The following is a 20,402-nucleotide window of genomic DNA, read 5'->3' on the forward strand; positions in this document are numbered from 1 at the left end:
GTGGGGGTGATCACGGATATCATCCTGATCGTACGGTCTTGTCTTTGATAATTGCCGGGCTTCGCTTTGTCTTGTTGGTTTCAAAGTGGGAATTGAAACAGGACCCGAGCGCGGCCCCAAACAGGAACCAGAAACTCATGAACACGTCTTCACCGAAGAACAGAAAATAGACAAACGAGTGCAGGAAGCCCAGCTTGACGAGGTCAAATCTGTTGTACTTGAGCACTTCCAGAAACGAGCAGATCGAAATGAAGAGTGCGCCACCAAAGAAAATAATGAGACCGACATAACCATAGCGTGACAAAATTCTTGGTACAGCGAGGTGTATATGGGTTTCGCGCTGCATTGTTCGTTCGTTCAAATAGGTAAACCCGACGCCGCGGCCAAAGATATGATCCAGCCAGACCCCATTCTGGTCGATCTCGAAATTAACAGAGCGCCATTCAACGTCCCGTCCGTCTTCGATTGTGTTGTTGGGCGTCGAACTAAAGGTAGATTCAAAACGGGTCAGGGTGACTTGCATCATCGGCGGGAAAATGCCACGGTCCATCGATAGCAGGGTCGTGATCCCAATAGGGCCGAAAACGGCCAGAAACAGGAACATGAACACAAGGCGACGCCGCGCCTTTTTGCGGATCCTTTCCGAACTCAGGAACAGCAGCAACAGATAAAAGATAATTGTCGCAACAGCCGTGCGCATACCCCCGGTCGCAGCGACAAACAAAACACCGGCAAAAACGAAGAGAAACAGGAATTTGCGGCCATAAAAAAGTGTCCAGAAGCCTTCTCGGGACAGCCCGATCGAACTGCGGTAGCCAATGGAATCCCCCAAGTAGCGGACGAAGCCGTGGACCGATTCCATAACCGCGCCGATGATTAGTATCTGTCTCATGTTGGGCCAGTAGTTATAGACGGCGCATCTGTATCCGGCATGGATCACAAGAAGCTGGAAGATGGAGAGAATGAAATAGGTGAACGTCACGCCAAACTCGTTACGTCCGTCAATAAAGTTGATCACGCCCAGAAGCATACCGAAAACCAGGACGAAATTCAGCGCCCTGAAGATTGCCCTTGCCCACACCTGGCCAAGAGTTATCTCGGCCCGCCGACCGTTCTTGAGGACATAGATATAACAATAGCCAAAGAGTTGGCAGACCAGAAGGCTATAGAGATACAACTGTTGGCTTACGTTGCTTGAAATATACGCGCCGAACGTCACTACAAGCTGCAACGCCACATAAATCGCGACGTGAAAAGGGCCTATGCGCATCTTGTTACCCATGGCGCAGATAGGTTCGCATGTAGAGGGCACCAATGAATGACTTTGTGACATGGGCCACAAATATGGACAAGGCTGCCCCTACTTCCGCGTATATGGGGATCAGGATCAGGGCCACGAAGATATTGGCCGCAAGGGCTACAAAGTTTGCTTTTGTGCACTCCTTCTCCCGTCCGATTGCAATCAGCGCATAGTGGAAATGGCCGACCGATGCGGTCACCAGATTTCCCGTACAGATTATAATGATCGTGAGCGCCAGATAGGTATTCAGCTCTCCTCGGGTATAGAAATAGACATTGCCGACAAGGATCGCAAAAAGGCTGACCGCGATCGTCAAATAGAAGGTCGATCTGCGGTACTTGAGGAATACGCCGTTGGATTTCATCAGGTTTTTTTCCCGCAGGGCCGCAATGAAATTGGGTACAAAAAGCGAGGCAGAGAAATTCAGGGGCATCGAGGCAATATTGGCCAGAACCAAGGCTTTGGCAAACCATCCCGCTTCGTTCAGCATGCCCAGATAGGCGAAGATGAACAGTTCGACCTTGTTGAAGGGGAGCGAGGACAGCAATGTGCCGAAGTTATATTTGGCCCGTGTGGACATAGTGTGGAGCAAGAAGCGGGGTTCTTCTTTCCATGACAATAGATGAGACCGGAAGAAGATCAGAAAGGCGATCAGCAAAGCCGCCGAAATGATCAAAAGCAAAGTGCCCGCCGCTTGCCGGAACATATCCGCAAAGGCCGTCTGATCCATTGTGTCAGAGGCGTTATAAAGGATCAGCCACATAACAATCGTCAGATACGTGGCGTAGGGGGCAAGGTTTTCACACGTGATCGACGATAAGACGTTATTGGACATCTTCATGCGGGCGGCAAAGATCTGGTAGACTGCAAAGGGCCACCAGCAAAAAAGCAGGATGATACTGCCGTCAAAGATGAACTGTGCCAGCAAGCACAGCGTCACGCCCACAAGGGTGCAGAAGAATGCAAAAACCAGCAGGTCCAGCGCCTTCTCCTTTTGGTCGACGGATATCGAGAGCGCAGCATAGGGGATACCAATCGTCGCAAGTCCCCCGACAAGGATAGAATAGGCCACAAAGCTCTGGTACAATCCGGCTGCGGAATTACCGAAGAGACTGTCCACCAAAAAGAGCAGACCGACACTGAGGCCTACCGCCACAACCCTAAGAGCGACGGCGAGTAGTGATGTTAACCTTGGGGTCATGCGTTCGAGCTGGCCTACGACACGCTTGCATCTGTCTTTTTTGCGAAGACGACAACCTCGTCACCCGCTCTCATCCACCCCTCAAGGAGGGCTATCGGGGCATATGGCAAATCGAGGATGGACATGATCTTGAGCCGCGTGGAACCCGAGTTGCGATTTCCGCCTGCACCACTGTCCCCGTCGATTTTATTGCCACCCTTGAGGTATCTTTGCAGCGCACCAACCGGGAAACGGGCATGCGATTTGGTCAGCACCTTGATCTGTGTGAATCCGCTTTTCTGCAAAAGGGTTTCCAGCGATTTGGGAGTGAAAAGATGGGTGTGCTCGATGGAAATGCCCGGCCAGTTCTTGCCTGATAGGCGCCCTGACAAAGAGCCGACATTTGGTGTTCTGATGTTGATCCATCCACCCGGTTTGATGAAGCCTTTGATGTGCTCGATGAAATTATGTGGATCATCGACATGTTCGATGACGTGAAACGCGGTCACGACATCGAATTGTTCCGGTACGATCTCGGTCAGAGCGTCGTGAATTTCCACATCATAGGCGCCTTTGGCATATTCGATCACACCGGCGGCGGTGTCTTGTCCTTTGACCGAACGGCAGTCTTTAGAGACCGCGTTCAGGAACTCGCCCAGACTGCAGCCGATATCCAGAAGCGACTTGTCTTGCAGGCCGCTGATATGGTTTCGTAGGTCCGCCGCACGTTTTGCAGCCAGCGATTCAAAGTAGGATTTGTTCTTGGACCGAAAGAGAATGTATTGATCGTCACCGAAAAAATTTTCTTCGGCAGCCTGCAGCTTTTCCAGGCCAGATATGCCTTTGGTATGGCCACACCGTTTGCATCTTTGCAGCTTCCACTCATCCCCGTACTCTTGAATATCGGTGCCGTTACATATGCTGCAGCGTGATGGCGTATCTTGTGTCATATCTATTTGGATTTCCTAGCTTTTTATCTGTAAATCTGGAGTGTAGCATCCGGCAGATGCCGGGGCTGCGTTTTAATGCGCGTCTTTCCAAACACCGCGCGCATCTACGATCTGGCCATCTGGCCGGGGCGCGTTCTTGAAGTCCTTGTGATCGACCAGCATCACGTGCACCTCTGCCCGGATCTCTGTCAGATCACATAGCACGCCTGCGCCCAACCCCTCGGGAAGCGTCGTCACGTTCGGCTCCACGATCCGCAGCGGCCCAACGTGTTCCGCCGCGATGCGCCGCGCGATGTCGAGGGCCGGGCTCTCGCGCAGGTCGTCGATATCAGGTTTGAACGCCAGCCCGTAGATCGCCACCGTCACCTCGCGCGCGGTGCGGTCAGGGTTCTGCGACAGATGCGCGCCGATCGCCGCGCGGACCTTCTCCAGCACCCAGCCCGGCTTGGCGTCGTTCACCTCCCGCGCCATCGCGATCAGCCGTGCCTCGGCGGGGGCGGAGGCCACGATGAACCACGGATCGACCGCGATGCAATGCCCGCCGACACCCGGCCCCGGTTGCAGGATGTTGACCCGCGGGTGACGGTTGGCCAGCCGGATCAGCTCCCAAACATCCATGTCGAGCCGGTCGCAGATCATCGACAGTTCGTTGGCAAAGGCGATGTTGACGTCGCGAAAGCTGTTCTCGGTGAGCTTGGCCATCTCTGCCACCCTCGGCCCCGTCGCGATGACGCATTCGCCGGTCACGAAGGTGCCGTAGAGTTCGGCGGCGCGCTCCGAGCAGCGCCGCGTCATGCCGCCGATCACACGGTCATTACTGATCAGTTCCTGCATGACCTTGCCGGGCAGCACCCGCTCGGGACAATGGGCGATGCGGATGTCGGAGGTCTCGCCCGCGTCTTGCGGAAAACTCAGGTCGGGGCGCGCCTGCGCAAGCCAGCCCGCCATCGCCTCGGTGGCACCGACCGGCGATGTGCTTTCCAGCACCACAAGATTGCCCGCGCACAGCACCGGTGCGATGGTCTTGGCGGCCGACTCGATGTAGTGCAGGTCCGGCTCGTGATCGTCGCCTTTGAACGGGGTCGGGACGGCGATCAGAAACGCCTCGGCGGGCTCGGGCTCCAGTGTAGCGCGCAGGTAACCTTCGTGCACGGAGGCGTGCACGATCATGTCGAGATCGGGCTCCACGATATGGATCCCACCGCGATTGATCGTGTCGACCGTACGCGAATTGACATCGACGCCGATCACCTCGACCTTGCGCGAGGCGAACATCGCCGCCGTGGGCAGGCCGATATACCCCAGCCCGATCACCGAAATCCGTTTGAATGGCTGTATTGTCATCACTGATTACTCATCTTCCTCGTTTGTAAAATTCAAGACTGCGTCGCGGATACGCGCGGCCGCAAGCCCGTCACCATAAGGGTTATGTGCCCGCGCCATTCGGTCATAGGCGGTGGGGTCATCGAGCAATTCAGTGACCTCGGACACGATGAGGCCGCTATCCGTACCGACCAGTTTCACGGTGCCCGCATCCACCGCCTCGGGGCGTTCGGTGGTCTCGCGCATCACGAGAACCGGCTTGCCAAGCGACGGGGCTTCTTCCTGCACGCCACCGGAATCTGTAAGAATGATGTCAGCGCGCTGCATAAGGTGCACGAAGGGCAGGTAGTCTTGCGGCGCGATCAGCTGCACCCGGTCCAGATTGCCCAGCCGTGTTTCGACGGGGCCTTTGACATTCGGGTTCAGGTGGACCGGATAGATGATCTGGACGTCCTCACGTGCGGCCAGTTGTGAAAGCGCATCGCACATCCGTTCGAACCCCTGACCAAAGCTTTCGCGGCGATGGCCGGTCACCAAGATTGTGCGCAGGGCGGGATTGATGCAAAAGCGCGCATCGAGCGCGCGGCTCTGCGCCTCATCTGCGCGCAGTTTTCCGACCGCCTCCAGAAGCGCGTCGACCACGGTGTTGCCGGTGACGTGTATATGCGACGCAGCAACATTTTCGGCCAGAAGGTTGTCGCGGGAGCGTTGCGTTGGCGCGAAATGCAGGCGCGTGATCGCGCCGGCCACCTTGCGATTTATTTCCTCGGGCCACGGCGAGTATATGTTGCCGGTGCGCAGACCGGCCTCTACATGCCCGACCGGAATGCGCTGGTAGTAGGCGGCCAATGCGGTAGCGAGTGTCGTTGTGGTGTCGCCGTGGATCAATACGAGGTCCGGCTTTTCGGTTTCGAAAATCGGCTTCAGCCCGGTAAGAACTGCTGCGGTGATTTCCGTGAGACCCTGTCCCGGTTTCATGATGCCTAGATCGTGATCGGGCTCGATGTCGAAGAGGTGCAGGACCTGGTCAAGCATTTCTCGATGCTGCGCGGTAACAACGACCCGCGCGTCAATATCCGGGCTGGCCGCCAGGGCTTTTACAACCGGGGCCATCTTGATGGCCTCGGGGCGCGTTCCGAATACGGAAATCACCTTGATCATCTTGACTGGTTCCCTTGGCTAGCTGGCTTGATATGGCTGAGCTTTGAGGATCTAGGACGCATAGTATTCACGGTACCAATCGACAAAGCTGGCGACGCCCTCGTGCAGTGCGGTGGCTGGTTGATATCCGGTAAGAGTGCGCAGAAGCGAGGCGTCGGCCCATGTCGCCTGCATGTCGCCGGTCTGCATGGGCATCATGTTGCGCACAGCTTTGCGGTCCAGGGCCGCTTCGAGCGCGGCGATGAAATCCAGCAGCCTTACCTTGTCAGAATTGCCGATATTGACCACGCGAAACGGGGCTGCGGGGCTCAGGCTGTCGCTATCAACGGCCGTTTCAGGCCCTCCCGGCACCGCGTCCATCAGCAGCCGGATACCGCGCACCAGATCGCCAACATAGGTGAAATCGCGCCACATGTCGCCGTTGTTGTAGATGTCGATCGGCTCTCCGGAGAGGATCGCGCGGGTGAACTTGAAATACGCCATGTCAGGGCGACCCCAGGGGCCATAGACCGTGAAAAAACGGAACATCGTGACCGGCAAGTTGTGCAGATGCGCGTAGGAATGGCCCATCGCCTCCGTCGCCTTCTTGGTCGCGGCATAGATCGTCAGGGGGGTGTCAGCCTTGTCGGTTTCCTTGAACGGCATCTGTGTGTTCGCGCCATAGACCGAAGAGGTCGATGCCATCAGAAGATGATCTACCTCGTGGGCGCGGGCACATTCCAGGACGTTGAATGTCCCGACAATGTTTGTTTCGACATAGGCGCGCGGTTCTTCAAGGCTGTAGCGCACCCCGGCCTGTGCGGCGAGGTGGACGATGACGTCGGGATCAAAATGCGCAACCGCAGCGGTCAAATTGTCGGCATCTTCCAGCATCGCTTCTGTTGCGGAGAACTGAGGATACGCGCGCAGGCGGGCATGGCGCGCGTGTTTGAGCTGCGGATCGTAATAGGGGGTTATCCCGTCATATCCGTGCACCGCGAACCCTTCGTCGAGAAGCGCCTTTGCAAGGTGAAACCCGACAAAACCGGCACTGCCGGTTACAAATACTTTTCTGGCGCGGACAGAATCACTCATGGCGCGGTCCCTCGGCGTTTGATGTTTCGTGCAGTTCATCCCGAAGGCTGTCGATCTCCGCCTTTAGCGCTTCGTATTCGGAGAGCTTCCGGGCCAGAAATCGCTTGGTGATCGCCGCTTTGCGGGCCACGCCCTTGGGCGTTAATATGTAAGCATACCGTCGCTTGTCCTGCGCGGCAGAGAAATTGCCGATCTTCACCAGCCCTTTTTCCATCAGCGCCTTGAGCACGTAATTGGTCCGCCCCAATGCGATACCGAGCTGTGCGGCGAGTTCGCGCTGACTGATGTCGGGGTTTTGTTCGAGAATGCGGAGCACCCGGAAATGGACGTCTTCTTCAGCCGGCTTGCTCATGCGCCTGCCCACTCCGTCCGGTGCCCGGTGATCATGAAATCCGCCTCGAAGGCACGGCGTCCGCACTGCAGCTCGAATCGGTCGAGTGCATTACGGTTTTGAAATGGTTAGGTTTTCCAATAGCGCGAGCCATTACGAGGGTACGCATACCGTAGTTTTTGGCGATGTGAAAGACGGCCTGCTCCGAAAGGGCCAAGCACCACAGTCACGCAGGCAAACGGTTGGCAAGGACAGGTGATTAACGCGCGGGGATGGGTCGCGAATGTCCGCCGAAAAAGCCGGGATTGTTGTCGTTGCGTCACACAGGTTTGCCACAAGCGGTTGCATGGTCGATGATTCTCGTTCATTTTTGAACAAAACAGGATTCTGATTAGTCATGCTCTCGCTACGCTCGGATCATTTCATCGCTGCGGACTGGCATCTTCTGCTGTGCAAGCCGAACCAGAACCATATTGCATGTCATAATCTGTCAAGGACGGGCTTTGATGTGTTTATGCCGCTGCACAGCGTCGAGCGGCGGCGACGTGGACGGGTGCGGTGGGAAAGCGCGCCCGTGTTCAAGGGCTATATCTTTGTCAGTGCGGGGCAGGGGGCAGGTCAGTGGCACAAGCTGCGCTCAATGCCGGGTGTGGTCCAGCTTATCGGCTTTGGTCGCAGGGCTCCGGCGCTGGTGCCCGCAGGCGTTGTCGCCGGGCTGATGGAGCGATGCGACGCCAATGGTCTGCTTCAGACTGACAAGGATTTCATGACCGGTGAGCGCATCCGCATCACCAGCGGTCCTTTCGCGGATTTCGTCGCAACTATTGAGCATGTCGATGTCGAGCGCCGCGTGCATGTTTTGCTTGATCTTCTGGGCAGCAAGACGCGCGTTGCGGTCGATCCTGCCCGCGTTATCCACGCCGTCTGACCACCGCCCCCTCTGGACGCGCGGGCCATGGAGGGGTAAGCCCCTGCGCAACAGGCTCGGCGCAAGGACAGACTATGACCGGATCCCCTCTCACCAACAAAGACGCTATTCGCGGCACTGCCAGCCGGGTTCTGCGGGCTGAGGCCGAGGCACTGGCCGTCATGGCCGATTGTCCGCCCGAAGGCTTTGCCCGCGCCGTCACATTGATGTTGGGCGCGAAAGGTCGGGTTATCGTATCGGGCATGGGCAAGTCGGGTCATATCGCGCGCAAGATCGCCGCCACGCTGGCCTCGACCGGCGCGCCCGCGCTGTTCCTGCATCCCGGCGAGGCAAGTCATGGCGATCTGGGAATGGTCACGGGCGATGACGTCTGTCTGCTCTTGTCCAATTCCGGCGAGACCCGCGAATTGTCGGACCTGATCCAGTATACCCGGCGCTTTGATATTCCGATGATCGCGATCACACGGGTCACCGATAGCACGCTTGCGCGGCAGGCCGATGTGGCGCTGATCCTGCCCGACATGCCCGAGGCCTGCGCCATCGGTATGGCCCCCACCACCTCGACCACCTGTGCATTGGCATTGGGTGATGCGCTTGCCGTTGCGCTGATGGAAGAGCGGGGGTTCGCGGCAGATGCGTTTCACGTCTTTCATCCCGGTGGCAAATTGGGCGCTCAGTTCCTACGGGTTAGCGATGTCATGCATAGCGGCGACGCGCTGCCAGTCGTCGCCCCCGATACTTCGATGGGCGAGACGCTGATTGAGATGAGCGCCAAGGGCTTTGGTATCGCCGCCGTCGTCGAGGGCGGTGCCCTGAGTGGCGCGATCACTGATGGTGACCTGCGCCGTAATCTCGACGGGTTGATGGGGTGCACTGCGGGAGAGGTGGCCACACCCAGCCCACGCTTTGCCACGCCCGACATGCTGTTGTCCGAGACGCTCGGCCTGATGAACCGCCACAAGATCGGCGCGCTGTTCGTGGTCGACGCGGGCGGGCAACTCTGCGGGCTGGTCCACATTCACGACTGTCTGCGCGCCGGGGTTGTCTGACCCCGGGCCGACCAATAGAGGATCGCCAAGACCATGACCAAGACTGTTTCCATCGGGGCGCTTGATGTCGCCAATGACCGCCCTTTCGCTCTGATCTCCGGACCCTGCCAGATGGAGAGCCTGGAGCATGCGCGCAAGATCGCAGGCAGCCTCGCCGAGACTTGCGCGCGGCTGGATATTCCGTTCGTGTTCAAGGCCAGCTACGACAAGGCCAACCGCTCCTCGCTTGGCGGTCAGCGCGGTCTCGGGATGGAAAAGGGCCTTGAATACCTGGCCGCGATCCGGGACGAGTTCGGGTGCCCGGTGCTTACCGACGTGCATGAGGCCGGCCATTGCGCGCCGGCCGCTGAGGTGTGCGACGTTCTGCAGATTCCCGCCTTTCTCAGCCGCCAAACGGATTTGCTGCTTGCTGCCGGGGCGACCGGGCGTGTGATTAATGTCAAGAAAGGGCAATTCCTCGCCCCATGGGATATGGCCAATGTCGCCGCCAAGGTGGCCTCGACCGGCAATGAAAACATCATGCTATGTGAGCGCGGGGCGAGCTTCGGCTATAACATGCTGGTCTCGGATATGCGCGCGCTGCCGATTATGGCTGATACGGGCTATCCGGTGATCTTTGACGCCACTCATTCGGTGCAATTGCCAGGCGGCAAGGGCGGCTCATCGGACGGGCAACGGCAATTCGTGGCCCCGCTGGCGCGTGCGGCGCTTGCCGTGGGCTGTGCCGGGCTTTTCATCGAGACGCATGACGACCCCGACAATGCCCCCTCGGACGGGCCTAACATGGTGCCGCTCGACGCCATGCCCGCCCTGCTGGAGCGCCTTGTGCGGGTCGACCGGCTAATCAAGGCAGGTTGAGCCCAGAGTCGGCTTCAACGTTGCACAGGAGAAGAGACCGATGTCGTTATCCCTACCGCTCGACCCCGCGCAGATCCTGATTGCGGGCACATGGCGCGCAACGCACGAAACCCTACCGGTCGAAAATCCTTCGACCGGCGAGGAGATTGCCAGAATCGCGAGGGGGCAGGCGGCGGATATCGACGCGGCCGTTGCCGCTGCGCAGGATGCGCTTGAAGGTGACTGGAGCCGGTTCACCGCCGCAGAAAGGGGCCGTTGTCTTGCCCGGCTGGGGCGCTTGGTGGAAGAGCACGAAGATCTCTTGGCCGAGGTTGAGGCGCACGATGTGGGCAAGCCGCTGGCGCAGGCGCGTGCCGATGCTCGCGCTCTTGCGCGCTACTGTGAATTCTACGGCGGGGCGGCGGACAAGGTGCATGGTACCACCATCCCCTATCTCGATGGCTATACCGTCTACACACTTCGCGAGCCGCATGGTGTGACCGGCCATATCGTGCCTTGGAATTACCCGATGCAGATCATCGGGCGCTCGGTCGGGGCAGCTCTCGCCATGGGCAACGCCTGCGTGCTGAAACCGGCCGAGGATGCCAGCCTAACGGCGTTGCTCTTTGCGTATCTTGCGCAGCAGGCGGGGTTTCCGGCGGGTGCGCTCAACGTAGTGACGGGGCTGGGGCGCGAGGCGGGGGCGGCGCTCTCGGCGCATCCCGGGATCCAGCATCTGAGCTTCACCGGCTCAGTCGCCACAGGCTCCGCCGTGCAGATCGCAGCGGGGGCAAACGTGGTCCCTGTGACGCTGGAACTGGGCGGAAAATCCCCGCAGGTGGTCTTTGCCGATGCCGATCTCGATGCCGCCTTGCCGTTTCTCGTCAATGCCGGATTGCAGAACGCAGGCCAGACCTGTTCTGCCTCCTCACGTATCCTCGTGCAGCGCGCGGTGTTCGACGAGGTCGCAGCGCGCATGGCCGCCGCCTACGGGGCCAAGCGGATCGGTCCGGCGATGGAGGATCCGGGTATCGGTCCGCTGATCAATGCCACGCAAAAGGCCCGCGTTCAGACCTACCTCGAGCGTGCGGCTGATTTGCCGTTGATTGCGCAGGTCGAGCCGGGGGACGATCTGCCAGCGGGTGGGCATTACGTGCCCGCCATGCTCTTTGGTCCGGTCGCGCCCGACCATCCGCTCGCCCAAGAGGAAATCTTTGGTCCAGTCCAGGTGATGATCCCGTTCGACACCGAGGCCGAGGCTATAGTCATTGCAAATGGCACCGAGTACGGCCTTGTCGCCAGCGTTTGGACACGTGACGGCGCGCGCCAGATGCGGCTTGCACGCAAGGTGCGGGCGGGACAGGTGTTTCTCAACAATTACGGGGCCGGTGGCGGGGTCGAATTACCGTTTGGCGGGACCGGCAAATCCGGCCATGGCCGTGAAAAGGGATTTGAGGCGCTTTACGGCTTTTCGACGCTCAAGACCGTGGCGGCGCATCACGGCTGAGCAAGTGTCCGTGAGGATGAGGGAGTGATGGCCTGAATCGGACTTCGGATTGAAGCACCCGCGAGATAGACGGTCGAAGGCTGCCGCGCATCGGTAAGCCAGAGGCATACTTCTGGATGACGCCGCCCCGACGGCACGGCGATTTGGCGGCAACCTGCGCATCGCTTGGGTGTTTGCTTACGTGGCAGAGATAAATGTCTGCCAAAAAAGCGCGGGATCGCCGCACCGCCGCCCGTCGATGCGCGCCTTACGGCAATGATAGCATCAGGCCATTTCTGCCCGAAAAATCACTTCCCAAATCCCGCTCTCTCGTGTCACTTGGCCCCAGACTGATCAAGGCGGAAAGGACATCACATGCGGCTCAACGGCAACACGGCGATCGTGACAGGCGCGGGCTCGGGCTTTGGCGAAGGCATCGCGCGGCGCTTTGCAGAGGAAGGCGCGCAGGTTCTCGTCGTCGATATCAACGCCGAGGCCGCCGCGCGCGTGGCCGCAGAGCATGGCGGCATCGCCCATACCTGCGATGTCTCGGACGGTGCGCAGGTGGATGCGATGATCGCCGAGGCGCAGGCGCGGATGGGGCATGTGGACATCCTCGTCAACAATGCCGGCGTCACCCACATGCCCAGCCTCCTGGAGGATGTGAGCGAGGCCGATTTCGACCGGGTCTTCGCGATCAATTGCAAATCCGTCTACCTCACCGCGCGCGCACTTGTGCCGCAGATGAAGGCGCGCGGGCAGGGGGCGATCCTCAACATAGCCTCGACCGCCGGGGTGTCGCCGCGCCCGCGCCTCAACTGGTACAACGCCTCCAAGGGCTGGATGATCACCGCGACCCGCACCATGGCGGTGGAACTTGCGCCCATGGGCATCCGCGTCAACGCGCTCAACCCGGTGGCGGGCGACACGCCGCTGCTCAAGAGCTTTCTAGGCGAGGACACCCCCGAGATGCGCGAAAAATTCCTCTCGACGATTCCCCTGGGTCGGTTCTCCACGCCGCAAGATCTGGCCAATGCCGCGCTCTATCTCTGCTCGGACGAGGCTGGCATGGTCACCGGCGTCTGCATGGAGGTCGATGGCGGGCGCTGCATCTGAGCGCTCAGGCGGTCGCTCCGGGGATCAGCCGGAAATCGACATTGGTCACGCGCGGCGGGCTGCCCCCCGCCAGCCGGTCGAGCAGATGGGTGGCGGCGACAAACCCGATATGCTCGCGCTGCGAGGCGATGGTGGTGAGCGGCTTGGGCAGCGCCTGCCCGATGCTCAGCCCGTTGAACCCGGCAAGCGCCAGATCCTCGGGCACCGCAATGCCCGCCGCCTGACAGTGAAACGCGCCGCCAACGGCCATGTCGTCATTGGAAAAGAATACCGCCTCGGGCGGGGTTTCGGCGTCAGCCAGTAGCCGCGCCAGCCCCTCGCGCCCCAACGGCACGGTCGAGGGGCCGGGCAGGCAAAGCACATCGCCAAGCGTGACGCCCACCTCGCGCAGCCCGTCGCGGAACCCGTCGAGCCGCTGCGTGGCGCGAAAATCGGTCTCGATCCCGTGGCCGAGATAGGCAAAGCGCCGATAGCCGCGCCCCGCAAGGTAATGCGCCATCGCCCGCCCCGCCCCGCGATGCGAAATCCCCACCGCCATGTCGGCGCTTTCGGCATCGACATCCATGATCTCGACCACCGGCAGATCGGCCGCCGCCAGCAGGTCGCGCGTGACATCGGTCTTGCGCGCGGGGGCGATCACCAGCCCGGCGGGCCGCCACGACAAGAGATCCCGCAAGAGCCGCTCTTCGCGCAGCGGATCATAGTTGGAAATGCCCAGGATCGGATGATAGCCATCGCCCTCCAGCCGGTCCTCCAGCCCCTTGAGCACATCGGCAAAGACGATGTTCGACAGCGACGGCAGGATCACCCCCACCTGCCGCGACGCCGCCCCCGCCAGCGTTCCCGCCAGCCGGTTGGGCACGTAGTTGAGCGCGATGGCGGCGCGCTCCACCCGGTCGCGCGTGTCGCGCGCAACGGGGCCGTCGCGGCGCAGCGCGCGGCTTGCGGTGATCTCGCTCACCCCGGCGGCGCGCGCCACCTGCGACAGGGTGGGGCGGCGGGTCTGGGTGTCTTGACGGTCGTCGTCCATGCCGCGAAAATGCGGCATTATGGTATCGCTGTCATTCCAAATCTGAGTCCTGCGTTACAATTTCAGGTGTTCCGTGACCGTATTGACAGCGCTATCATAAACTGTATCCATCTCCCCAGACGCGACTGAACAGGCGTTCGCCCGCCGCTTGCGTCAAGGGAGAGGGCGAGGACACGGGCCCGGGGCATCGACCCGCCGGGCCGACAACAGGAGGAGTTCCATGAAACATTTCGCAGTCGGCGCGCTTGCCGCGCTTACGCTCGCCACCGCAGGGCAGGCGCAGCAAAACATCGTCATCGGCCATTCGCTGTCGCCGCAATCGCATTACGGCGTCGGCGCGCAGGCCTTCATCGACACGCTGACCGAGCTTTCGGGCGGCAGCTTCACCGGCGAGCAGGCCCCGGCGGGTCAGCTGGGCGGCGAACGGGACATGATCGAGGGGCTTCAGATCGGCTCGATGGACGTGGTCATCACCTCCACCGGTCCCTTGGGCAACTTCGTGCCGCAGGTCTATGCGCTCGACCTGCCGTTCCTCTTCCGCGACTACGATCACGCGCGCAGCACGCTCGATGGTGAAATCGGGCAGGAACTGCTCGACGAGATCGGCAAGAACAACCTCGTCGGCCTTGCCTGGTCGGAAAACGGCTTTCGCCACGTGACCAATTCGCAGCGCCCGGTGCGCACGCCCGACGATCTCGACGGGCTGAAGCTGCGCACGATGGAAAACCGCGTTCACATGGCCGCCTTCGAGGGCATGGGCGCGGCACCCACACCGATGGCCTTCCCGGAGCTGTTCGGCGCGCTGCAACAGGGCGTGGTCGATGGGCAGGAGAACCCGGTCACCGTGATCACCGCGTCGAAATTCTGGGAGGTGCAGAAATACGTCTCGCTCACCGGCCATGTCTATTCGCCCGCCGTGGTGCTGGCCTCGCCGATCCTGTTCGACGGGCTGACCGAGGAACAGCAGGGCTGGTTCATGGAGGCCGCCAAGGCCTCCGCCGCCGCCACCCGCGCCGAGGTCAACCGGCTGGAACAGGCCGGCGTCGAAATGCTGCGCGAGAACGGCATGGAGGTGATCACCGATATCGACAAGGCCCCCTTCGCCAAGCTTGCCGCCGAAAGCTCCTACTCGGTCTACACCGACCAGTATGGCTCCGAGATGGTGGACCGCATCAAGGCCGTCGAATAACGTCCCTGTCACGGTGAGGGTCGGCGCGGGTCCTGCGCGCCGGCCCGTTTTCTTTCGAGGGGGCGGCGATGACACTCTTTCTCAGGTTCGAGGCGATCACCACCGGCATCGCCCTGCGGCTCGCCATCGGCTTTCTGCTGATCGCAACCGCGCTCGCGCTCTATCAGGTGACGACACGCTTCGTCTTCGGCCACCCCTCCACCTGGTCCGAGGTGATCACCCGTTCGGCGATGATCTGGTCGGTCTTCCTCGGCGTCGCCCCGGCGTTTCGCGAGGGCACGATGATCGCGGTCGAGATCGTGCAACGCATCCTGCCCCCGCGCCTCGGCTTCGTGCTCTACCTCGTCGCCTGCGGCCTGACGCTCACCTTTTTCGCGATCCTGTTCTGGCAGGGCTGGTCGATGACCGAGCGGGTCATGGGCCAAAAACTCGCGGCACTTGAGATTTCCATCGCTTGGGTCTACGCCGCGCTGCCGGTGGGGTCGGTCTTCATCTTCATCGCCGTCCTGGGCTGCGCGCTGCGTGCGATCCGGTTCGGCGGGCTGCAACCGGTGGAGAGTGACGCATGAACCTCGCCCTTGCCCTGTCGCTCGCGATCTTCTTTCTGGCGGGCGTGCCGATTGCCGTGGCCATCGGCCTTGCCTCGGTCCTCGGGATCGAGGCGCATGGCCGCCTGCCGCTGCTCCTGGTGGCGCAACGCATGTTCACCGGCATCGACAGCTTTCCGCTGATGGCGATCCCGCTTTTCATTCTTGCGGGCAACCTGATGTCGGCGGGCGGCATCTCGCACCGGCTGGTGGAGCTTGCGAAATCCATTGTTGGCGGCATTCAGGGCGGGCTTGCGGCCTCCTGCGTGCTGACCTGCATGATGTTCGCCTCGGTCTCGGGCTCCTCGGTCGCCACCACCTTCGCCATTGGCGCGATCCTCATTCCGGCGATGGTCAAGCATGGCTATCCCAAACCGCTCGCCGCCTCGGTGCAGGCCAGCTCCGCCGAACTGGGCGTGCTCATCCCACCCTCGATCCCGCTCATCCTTTATGGCGTGTCCACCGACACCTCCATCGGCCAGCTCTTCATCGCGGGCATCGGGCCGGGGGTGCTGGTCGCGGGCGCGCTGATGGCGCTGGTGCTGATCCTCTGCCGGGTGCGCGGCATCGGGCTCGAGGATGGGCGCAACCGGCCCCGTCTCGGCCCCGCGCTCAAATCCGCGCTGCCCGCTCTGATCGTGCCTTTCGTGATCCTGGGCGGCATCTATTCCGGCATCTTCACCCCGACCGAGGCGAGTGCCGCAGCCGTCGCGGCGGCGGTGATCGTCGGCATGGCCTTCTACCGCGAATTGCGGTTCGTCGACCTGCCGCAGATCCTCAAGAAAACCGTGCTTGCCACCTCGGCGATCATGCTAATCATCTCGGCGGCGGCGCTGTTTTCCTTCCTCATCACCCGCTCGGGCCTGCCCAATGAAATCGCCGCGTGGTTCAAGGACGTGTTCGAGAGCCGCATCGCCTTTTTGCTGGTGGTCAACCTGATGCTGCTGGTGATCGGCATGTTCATCGAGACCTCGGCGGCGATCCTGGTGCTGGCCCCGATCCTCACGCCCATCGCCATCAGCTACGGCGTCGATCCGGTGCATTTCGGGCTGGTGATCGTGGTCAACCTCGCGCTCGGCATGATCACCCCGCCGCTCGGCGTCAATCTCTTTGCCGCCTGTTCTGTGGCCGACCTGCCGGTCGAGCGGATCATCCCGCAACTGGCATGGTTCGTGCTGACCGTCTTTGGCGCGCTGATGATCATCACCTATGTCCCGGCGATCACGCTCTGGCCGGTGGATTTTCTCCTCGGGGGTACACCATGACGCGGATCGTCCATTTCGCGGGGCTCGGCTCGATGGGGCAGGGCATGGCGCACTCGGCGCTGCGCGCGGGCCTTGAGGTATACGGGTTCGACCCCGACCCGTCGCGCGTCGCCGAATTGACGGCGGCCGGGGGGCAGTCACTCACGCCTGATAGCCCCGCAGCAGACATCCTCGTCTGCGTCGTGCTCAACGCCGAGCAGATGCGCGCGGCGCTCTTCGGCCCGCAAGGCTGGGCACGCCATCTGGCCCCCGGCGGCACCATCCTCGGCTGCGCCACCGTGCCGCCCGATTTTGCCCGCGAGATGGAGGGTGAGGCCACCCGCGCCGGTCTCCACTATCTCGACGCACCGATTTCCGGCGGCGCCGCCAAGGCCGCCGAAGGCCGCCTGTCGATCATGGCCTCGGGCAGCGCACAGGCGTTCGACGGCGCCGCCCCGGTGCTCGACGCCATGGCCGAAACCGTCCACCGCCTCGGCGACAGCGCAGGCGCAGGCTCGGCGATGAAGGCGGTCAATCAACTGCTCGCGGGCGTGCATATCGCCGCCATGGGCGAGGCGCTCAGCTTCGCCGCCTCGCAGGGGCTCGATCTGGCCCGCGTGCTCGACATCATCCGCGTTTCCGCTGGCACGTCATGGATGTTCGAGAACCGCGCGCCGCATGTGATCGAGGCCGATTACACCCCGCGCTCGGCGATCACGATCTGGCCCAAGGATCTGGGCATCGTCACCGCCATTGCCGGGGCGGCAAACCTGCCCCTGCCGGTGACCGAGGCGGCATTGACGCAATACCGCGAGGCCGCCGCCGCCGGTCTCGGGTCCGAGGATGACGCCGCCATCACCAAACACATCGCCGCCCGCGCGGGCGTGAAACTGCCGGGGGACGGGTGATGCTTCTGGGCTGTATCGGCGACGATTTCACCGGCTCCGGCGATCTCGGCAACACACTGGCCAAGGCAGGCATGCGCGCGGTGCAATATGTGGGCGTGCCCGACGGCCCCGCCGCCCCCCATGTCGAGGCCGGGATCGTCGCGCTCAAATCCCGCTCCCTCCCGGTGGCTCAGGCGGTGGCGCAATCGCGCGCCGCACTCGACTGGCTGCGCGCGCAGGGCTGCACGCAGTTCCTCTTCAAATACTGCTCCACCTTCGACTCCACCCACGAGGGCAATATCGGCCCGGTGGCCGAGGCGCTGGCAGACGCCCTTGATGCCACCCGCGTGATCGTCTGCCCGGCCTTCCCGGCGACCGGCCGCTCGGTCTATCAGGGGCATCTCTTCGTGCAGGACCGCCTGCTCAACGAGAGCGGGATGCAGCATCACCCGCTCACCCCGATGACCGACCCCGACATTCGCCGCTGGCTGGGCCATCAGGTGCGCGGCAGCGTCAGCCATGTCGCGGCGGGCGTGGTGGGGCAGGGGGCAGAGGCCGCCCGCGCGGCGCTTGATACCGAACACAACAAAGGCCATCGCCTGATCGTCGCTGACGCCATCACCGACGCCGATCTCGTCACCCTCGGGCAGGCGGCGGCGGATCTGCCGCTCATCACCGGCGGCTCGGGCATCGCCATGGGCCTGCCCGGCAATTTCCGCGCACGCGGGCTGCTGTCGGGCAGTGCCGCCACGTGGCGCGGGCAGGCGGGGCCGGTGGTGGCGCTGTCGGGCTCCTGCTCTGCCGCGACGCGCGATCAGGTCGCCCGCCACGCCGCCCGCCACCCGGCGCGCGAGATCGCGGCAGGCGCGCTCATGGCCGGAGAGATCGACGCGGAGGCGCTGGCCGATTGGGTCATGGCGCAGGACGGCATCCCGCTGCTTTATTCCTCCACCGATCCCGATACCGTCCGGCGCGCTCAGGACCGCTTCGGCTCGGCGCAGATCGCCTCCCGGATCGAGGCGCTCTTCGCCGCCCTCGCCCGCGCCCTTGTCGCGCGCGGCGTGACCCGCCTGATCAGCGCGGGCGGCGAGACCTCGGGCGCGATGGTCGAGGGGCTGGACCTAGCCCAACTCGAGATCGGCCCCGAGATCGCCCCCGGCGTGCCGATGATGCGCGCAAGCGACGCCCTTGTCGTCGCGCTCAAATCCGGCAACTTCGGCGGGCCGGACTTCTTCACCGACGCCGCCCGCATGATGGAGGCCCCGCAATGAGCGACAGCAAGCTGCGCGAGGATATCTGCTTCTGGGCGCAGTCCCTCTTTGACCGGGGCCTGACCGGCGGGGCCTCGGGCAATATCTCGGTGCGCACCGAGGATGGCGGGCTTCTGGTCACCCCTACCGGCGTCAGCATGGGGCGGCTCGATCCGGCCCGGCTCAGCCGGTTCGATGCGTCGGGGCGGCACATCTCGGGCGACGCGCCGACCAAGGAAATGCCCCTGCATTCCGCGTTTTACGAGACCCGGCGCAGCGCGGGCGCGGTGGTGCACCTGCATTCCACCCATTCCGTCGTCCTCTCGATCCTGCCCGAAACCGACGCTGAGAACGCCGTGCCGCCGCTCACCGCCTATGCGGTGATGCGGGTGGGCAAGGTGGCGCTCCTGCCGTTCTTCGTGCCGGGCGATGCGGGTATGGCCGAGGCGATCCGGGGCCTTGCCGGGCGGCGCGCGGCGGTGCTGCTGGCCAATCACGGCCCCGTGGTGGCCTCAAAGGATCTGGAGGCGGCGGTCTTCGCCATGGAGGAACTGGAAGAGACCGCGAAACTCGCGCTTCTCCTGCGCGGCACCGGCGCGCAGCCGCTCGATGCAGGCCAGATCGCGCAGGTGGTGCGCAAGTTCGAGGTGGATTGGGACTGATGCGCTTTTCCGCCAATCTCGGGTTTCTGTTCACCGACCGGCCCCTGCCCGACGCGATCCATGCCGCCCATGCGGCGGGGTTCGATGCGGTGGAATGCCACTTTCCCTATGACAGCGATCCGGGCGCGGTGCGCGCGGCGCTCGACGCCACCGGCCTGCCGATGCTGGGGCTCAACACCTGGCCCGGCGACCGCGACGCGGGCGAGTTCGGGCTGGCGGCGCTGCCCGGGCGCGAGCCGCAGGCGCGTAGCGTGATCGCGCAGGCGGTGGATTATGCGCAGGCCATTGGCGCGGGGGCGGTGCATGTCATGGCCGCACTTGGCGACGGCGGGGCAGGGGCTGAGGCCACGTTTCGCGCCAACCTCGCCCATGCCTGCGATCTGGCCGCACCACACGGCATAAAGATCCTGATCGAGCCGATCAACCAGCGCGACGTGCCGGGCTATCACCTCTCGCACACCGCCCACGCCGCCGAAGTGATCGCGGCGCTTGACCGGCCCAATCTGGCGCTGATGTTCGACTGCTATCACCTGCAGATCATGGAGGGGGATCTCGCGCGCCGGTTCGAGGCGCTCTTGCCGATCATCGGCCATGTCCAGATCGCAGGCGTGCCGGATCGCGGTGCGCCGGACCGGGGTGAGGTGGATTACCGCTGGTTGCTCGCGCGCATGGCCGATTTGGGTTGGGACCGGCCGATAGGCGCGGAATACCGTCCGGCTTTCGAGGGGACTGAGGCTTCGCTCGGCTGGCTTGATCACTTTCGCGGGCTTTGATCCGGCAGCACCGCTGCGATGCCGCTGCGACACCTTGCGACGCCG

The 20,402-nt window shown here is 62.5% G+C and carries 20 protein-coding genes; 12 read left to right on the forward strand and 8 right to left on the reverse strand.

Annotated features, from left to right (window positions below; all coding sequences use genetic code 11):
- Positions 1–19: 19 nt before the first annotated feature.
- The 7 genes from RID11_RS06080 to RID11_RS06110 form a co-directional block, all read right to left on the reverse strand.
- Entirely contained in the window at positions 20–1,282 is a 1,263-nt protein-coding gene (locus RID11_RS06080) for a hypothetical protein (RefSeq protein ID WP_350136548.1), read from the reverse strand.
- Complete coding sequence (locus RID11_RS06085; RefSeq protein ID WP_502949340.1) at positions 1,275–2,423, reverse strand: lipopolysaccharide biosynthesis protein; 1,149 nt, start codon at positions 2,421–2,423, stop codon at positions 1,275–1,277. The genes RID11_RS06080 and RID11_RS06085 overlap by 8 nt, the downstream gene beginning before the upstream one ends.
- A 92-nt stretch (positions 2,424–2,515) precedes the next feature.
- Entirely contained in the window at positions 2,516–3,430 is a 915-nt protein-coding gene (locus tag RID11_RS06090) for a class I SAM-dependent methyltransferase (protein ID WP_350136550.1), read from the reverse strand.
- A 72-nt stretch (positions 3,431–3,502) separates the two neighbouring features.
- Positions 3,503–4,774, reverse strand: a complete 1,272-nt coding sequence (gene wecC / locus RID11_RS06095; RefSeq protein ID WP_350136552.1) for a UDP-N-acetyl-D-mannosamine dehydrogenase — start codon at positions 4,772–4,774, stop codon at positions 3,503–3,505.
- 6 nt (positions 4,775–4,780) lie between these two features.
- Entirely contained in the window at positions 4,781–5,914 is a 1,134-nt protein-coding gene (wecB, locus tag RID11_RS06100) for a non-hydrolyzing UDP-N-acetylglucosamine 2-epimerase (RefSeq protein ID WP_350136555.1), read from the reverse strand.
- A 51-nt stretch (positions 5,915–5,965) separates the two neighbouring features.
- Positions 5,966–6,988 carry an NAD-dependent epimerase/dehydratase family protein gene (locus tag RID11_RS06105; protein WP_350136557.1) on the reverse strand — a complete coding sequence of 341 codons (1,023 nt, stop codon included), beginning with the start codon at positions 6,986–6,988 and terminating at the stop codon, positions 5,966–5,968.
- Entirely contained in the window at positions 6,981–7,340 is a 360-nt protein-coding gene (locus tag RID11_RS06110) for a MarR family EPS-associated transcriptional regulator (RefSeq protein WP_350136559.1), read from the reverse strand. Before RID11_RS06110 ends, RID11_RS06105 begins: the two co-directional genes overlap by 8 nt.
- 376 nt (positions 7,341–7,716) lie before the next feature.
- Here RID11_RS06110 and nusG point away from each other — a divergent pair, with 376 nt between their 5' ends.
- The 5 genes from nusG to RID11_RS06135 all read left to right on the forward strand — a co-directional run bounded on the left by nusG (position 7,717) and on the right by RID11_RS06135 (position 12,735).
- Complete coding sequence (nusG, locus tag RID11_RS06115; RefSeq protein ID WP_350136561.1) at positions 7,717–8,247, forward strand: transcription termination/antitermination protein NusG; 531 nt, start codon at positions 7,717–7,719, stop codon at positions 8,245–8,247.
- Positions 8,248–8,321: 74 nt separating this feature from the next.
- On the forward strand, positions 8,322–9,296 hold the full coding sequence (locus tag RID11_RS06120) for a KpsF/GutQ family sugar-phosphate isomerase (RefSeq protein WP_350136564.1): 975 nt from the start codon (positions 8,322–8,324) through the stop codon (positions 9,294–9,296).
- Between the two features lie 33 nt (positions 9,297–9,329).
- Positions 9,330–10,154, forward strand: coding sequence for a 3-deoxy-8-phosphooctulonate synthase (gene kdsA, locus RID11_RS06125; RefSeq protein WP_350136567.1), 825 nt, complete (start codon positions 9,330–9,332; stop codon positions 10,152–10,154).
- Positions 10,155–10,194: 40 nt separating this feature from the next.
- The gene (locus RID11_RS06130) at positions 10,195–11,640 is read left to right on the forward strand and encodes an aldehyde dehydrogenase family protein (protein WP_350136570.1); all 1,446 of its coding nucleotides are present in this window, start codon (positions 10,195–10,197) and stop codon (positions 11,638–11,640) included.
- 354 nt (positions 11,641–11,994) lie between these two features.
- Positions 11,995–12,735: an SDR family oxidoreductase gene (locus RID11_RS06135; protein WP_350136573.1), complete on the forward strand. Its 741-nt coding sequence runs from the start codon at positions 11,995–11,997 to the stop codon at positions 12,733–12,735.
- Positions 12,736–12,739: 4 nt separating this feature from the next.
- On the opposite strand, the gene RID11_RS06140 is transcribed toward RID11_RS06135, so the two are convergent.
- Complete coding sequence (locus tag RID11_RS06140) at positions 12,740–13,765, reverse strand: LacI family DNA-binding transcriptional regulator (protein ID WP_350136576.1); 1,026 nt, start codon at positions 13,763–13,765, stop codon at positions 12,740–12,742.
- 220 nt (positions 13,766–13,985) lie between these two features.
- Here RID11_RS06140 and RID11_RS06145 point away from each other — a divergent pair, with 220 nt between their 5' ends.
- The 7 genes from RID11_RS06145 to RID11_RS06175 all read left to right on the forward strand — a co-directional run bounded on the left by RID11_RS06145 (position 13,986) and on the right by RID11_RS06175 (position 20,357).
- Complete coding sequence (locus RID11_RS06145) at positions 13,986–14,954, forward strand: TRAP transporter substrate-binding protein (protein ID WP_350136579.1); 969 nt, start codon at positions 13,986–13,988, stop codon at positions 14,952–14,954.
- A 68-nt stretch (positions 14,955–15,022) separates the two neighbouring features.
- On the forward strand, positions 15,023–15,523 hold the full coding sequence (locus RID11_RS06150; protein WP_350136582.1) for a TRAP transporter small permease: 501 nt from the start codon (positions 15,023–15,025) through the stop codon (positions 15,521–15,523).
- A complete protein-coding gene (locus tag RID11_RS06155; protein WP_350136585.1) occupies positions 15,520–16,806 on the forward strand; it encodes a TRAP transporter large permease in 1,287 nt (428 codons plus the stop codon). Before RID11_RS06150 ends, RID11_RS06155 begins: the two co-directional genes overlap by 4 nt.
- Entirely contained in the window at positions 16,803–17,693 is an 891-nt protein-coding gene (gene ltnD, locus RID11_RS06160; RefSeq protein WP_350136588.1) for an L-threonate dehydrogenase, read from the forward strand. The genes RID11_RS06155 and ltnD overlap by 4 nt, the downstream gene beginning before the upstream one ends.
- On the forward strand, positions 17,693–18,943 hold the full coding sequence (gene otnK, locus RID11_RS06165; protein ID WP_350136591.1) for a 3-oxo-tetronate kinase: 1,251 nt from the start codon (positions 17,693–17,695) through the stop codon (positions 18,941–18,943). Before ltnD ends, otnK begins: the two co-directional genes overlap by 1 nt.
- Complete coding sequence (gene otnC / locus RID11_RS06170; protein ID WP_350136594.1) at positions 18,940–19,584, forward strand: 3-oxo-tetronate 4-phosphate decarboxylase; 645 nt, start codon at positions 18,940–18,942, stop codon at positions 19,582–19,584. Before otnK ends, otnC begins: the two co-directional genes overlap by 4 nt.
- The gene (locus tag RID11_RS06175; protein ID WP_350136596.1) at positions 19,584–20,357 is read left to right on the forward strand and encodes a hydroxypyruvate isomerase family protein; all 774 of its coding nucleotides are present in this window, start codon (positions 19,584–19,586) and stop codon (positions 20,355–20,357) included. The genes otnC and RID11_RS06175 overlap by 1 nt, the downstream gene beginning before the upstream one ends.
- Positions 20,358–20,402 lie beyond the last annotated feature (45 nt).

The organism is Roseovarius sp. (genome assembly GCF_040219995.1).
Classification (GTDB): Bacteria; Pseudomonadota; Alphaproteobacteria; order Rhodobacterales; family Rhodobacteraceae; genus Roseovarius.

Coding starts and splice junctions, on each gene's coding strand:
- nusG (WP_350136561.1), top strand. CDS start 7,717: ATGCTCTCGCTACGCTCGGATCATTTCATCGCTGCGGACTGGCATCTT.
- RID11_RS06130 (WP_350136570.1), top strand. CDS start 10,195: ATGTCGTTATCCCTACCGCTCGACCCCGCGCAGATCCTGATTGCGGGC.
- RID11_RS06120 (WP_350136564.1), top strand. CDS start 8,322: ATGACCGGATCCCCTCTCACCAACAAAGACGCTATTCGCGGCACTGCC.
- RID11_RS06145 (WP_350136579.1), top strand. CDS start 13,986: ATGAAACATTTCGCAGTCGGCGCGCTTGCCGCGCTTACGCTCGCCACC.
- RID11_RS06105 (WP_350136557.1), bottom strand. CDS start 6,988: ATGAGTGATTCTGTCCGCGCCAGAAAAGTATTTGTAACCGGCAGTGCC.
- ltnD (WP_350136588.1), top strand. CDS start 16,803: ATGACGCGGATCGTCCATTTCGCGGGGCTCGGCTCGATGGGGCAGGGC.
- RID11_RS06110 (WP_350136559.1), bottom strand. CDS start 7,340: ATGAGCAAGCCGGCTGAAGAAGACGTCCATTTCCGGGTGCTCCGCATT.
- RID11_RS06150 (WP_350136582.1), top strand. CDS start 15,023: ATGACACTCTTTCTCAGGTTCGAGGCGATCACCACCGGCATCGCCCTG.
- otnC (WP_350136594.1), top strand. CDS start 18,940: ATGAGCGACAGCAAGCTGCGCGAGGATATCTGCTTCTGGGCGCAGTCC.
- RID11_RS06080 (WP_350136548.1), bottom strand. CDS start 1,282: ATGGGTAACAAGATGCGCATAGGCCCTTTTCACGTCGCGATTTATGTG.
- wecC (WP_350136552.1), bottom strand. CDS start 4,774: ATGACAATACAGCCATTCAAACGGATTTCGGTGATCGGGCTGGGGTAT.
- RID11_RS06175 (WP_350136596.1), top strand. CDS start 19,584: ATGCGCTTTTCCGCCAATCTCGGGTTTCTGTTCACCGACCGGCCCCTG.
- kdsA (WP_350136567.1), top strand. CDS start 9,330: ATGACCAAGACTGTTTCCATCGGGGCGCTTGATGTCGCCAATGACCGC.
- otnK (WP_350136591.1), top strand. CDS start 17,693: ATGCTTCTGGGCTGTATCGGCGACGATTTCACCGGCTCCGGCGATCTC.
- RID11_RS06090 (WP_350136550.1), bottom strand. CDS start 3,430: ATGACACAAGATACGCCATCACGCTGCAGCATATGTAACGGCACCGAT.
- wecB (WP_350136555.1), bottom strand. CDS start 5,914: ATGATCAAGGTGATTTCCGTATTCGGAACGCGCCCCGAGGCCATCAAG.
- RID11_RS06140 (WP_350136576.1), bottom strand. CDS start 13,765: ATGGACGACGACCGTCAAGACACCCAGACCCGCCGCCCCACCCTGTCG.
- RID11_RS06135 (WP_350136573.1), top strand. CDS start 11,995: ATGCGGCTCAACGGCAACACGGCGATCGTGACAGGCGCGGGCTCGGGC.
- RID11_RS06155 (WP_350136585.1), top strand. CDS start 15,520: ATGAACCTCGCCCTTGCCCTGTCGCTCGCGATCTTCTTTCTGGCGGGC.